This is a genomic window from Massilia sp. Root335 (genome assembly GCF_001425685.1).
Lineage (GTDB): Bacteria > Pseudomonadota > Gammaproteobacteria > Burkholderiales > Burkholderiaceae_D > Telluria > Telluria luteola.
This window is the reverse complement of the sequence record NZ_LMCY01000008.1, coordinates 55591-56954: the sequence shown is the minus strand read 5'-3', so window position 1 is coordinate 56954 and position 1364 is coordinate 55591. Positions and strand designations below refer to the sequence as shown.

Below are 1364 nucleotides of genomic sequence, written 5' to 3'. Positions count from 1 at the left end.
ATCTCCTCGGTCACGGTACGCGCCAGCGCGGCGATGCGGTCGGATGCGGTGGCGGCGTTGTTGCTGGCGGCGTTATTGGCATCGTGGATGACGTAGCCGACGTCGGTCGTGTGCTTGCCGGCGTTGTGCGCCGCTTTTTCGACGGCGGCCTTCCATGCCTGGATGACGCGCGGCGGCTTGTCCTTGCCACTGTCGAAGTCGGCGACCTTCGCGCTGGCAGGATAGCCGAGCCAGGCCAGCGGGGCACGCTCCGTCTTGAAGTCGGGGCCGGCCAGAATCAGGAGGACCATGTTCTCGTTGATTTGCTCGTCCTTCGGCGGATAGCTCGGCGCGTCCCAGTTCATGACCCAGACGGTTTCCTTCGGGTGTGCCTGCAGGTAGTCGAGTGCTGCCGATAACGAACTGAATCCGGCGTTGGCGCCGCCAGGGGTCACGCGGACGTCGGGTGGGGTGCTGCGGGTCCAGGAGTTGGGAAAGTCAGGGTGCCCGATGTCGAAGGCTCTAACAATCACGTCCCTCGTGGTATTCGCCGCACTGACAGGATCGAGCTTATCTGCCGGGAGGGCGTACTCGACGTGGATCCCGGCCAACTCGCGCCAGGTCGACTTGTTTTTGACGTCATGAGCGTTATAGAAGTAGCCGGAATCCATGAAGTAGATATCTCGAAACTCAAAGATTAACTCTTTCACGTATTTTTTATGAAAAGCGTCGAAGCTATCCCTACCGCGGTTGGGATCGACGATCGCCGCAATTGCCTGGAGCTTGGTAAATGTCTGCGGCTCTGCCCTCACCATATCATCGTCTGGATTGGGCTTGACCAAGCCCAGTGTCCAAAGCAGTTGCCATTCGGTCGGATAGTCCATGCGCTCCAGCGGATTAAGCCACTGCAAACCGACGACCTGGGCCATGTAAGGCCGTACAAGCGGGGAATCCTGCCGCGTGCCCGAAACCGCTTCCGCGTCGACGGGACGGGCCATCAGTGCCATCGTGATGCCGAACGTGAACGTAGCAAAGGCACTCATGCATTGCCGAACGCCTTGAGCAACCTGGCGCAACGGGATGCCTGAAGCAAGCCGCGTGGTGAACAACGACCGACGCTTAACCACGGCCGCTCGTGCCCACGGTCGATATCAGCTTGGCGCCGCAGCTCGTTGCATGGCCATCGAACGCGACCGGCACACCATCGATCAGCACCTGCGGGTCGCCCTCCGCGATAACGCAAATGTCGTGGCCGCGGATCGGGCACAGGCAGCGGTCGCCCTTGCGCGCGACCGCGACGCCGAGCACCTTGCTGTTGGGAGATGCTGTTATGACCTTGCCGCCGTGCGAGGTCGGATCGTTCAGGCGGATGACGTTGCGCATGT

Annotated in this window: 2 protein-coding genes; both read right to left on the bottom strand. The window is 61.2% G+C overall.

Annotation, left to right across the window (positions count from 1 at the left end; translation table 11 throughout):
* A partial coding sequence (locus tag ASC93_RS06200; RefSeq protein ID WP_229412619.1) for a virulence factor occupies positions 1-1022 on the bottom strand: 1022 nt, incomplete at its 3' end.
* Between the two features lie 76 nt (positions 1023-1098).
* Entirely contained in the window at positions 1099-1362 is a 264-nt protein-coding gene (locus ASC93_RS06195) for a PAAR domain-containing protein (protein ID WP_056438782.1), read from the bottom strand.
* Positions 1363-1364 lie beyond the last annotated feature (2 nt).

Coding starts and splice junctions, on each gene's coding strand:
- ASC93_RS06195 (WP_056438782.1), bottom strand. CDS start 1,362: ATGCGCAACGTCATCCGCCTGAACGATCCGACCTCGCACGGCGGCAAG.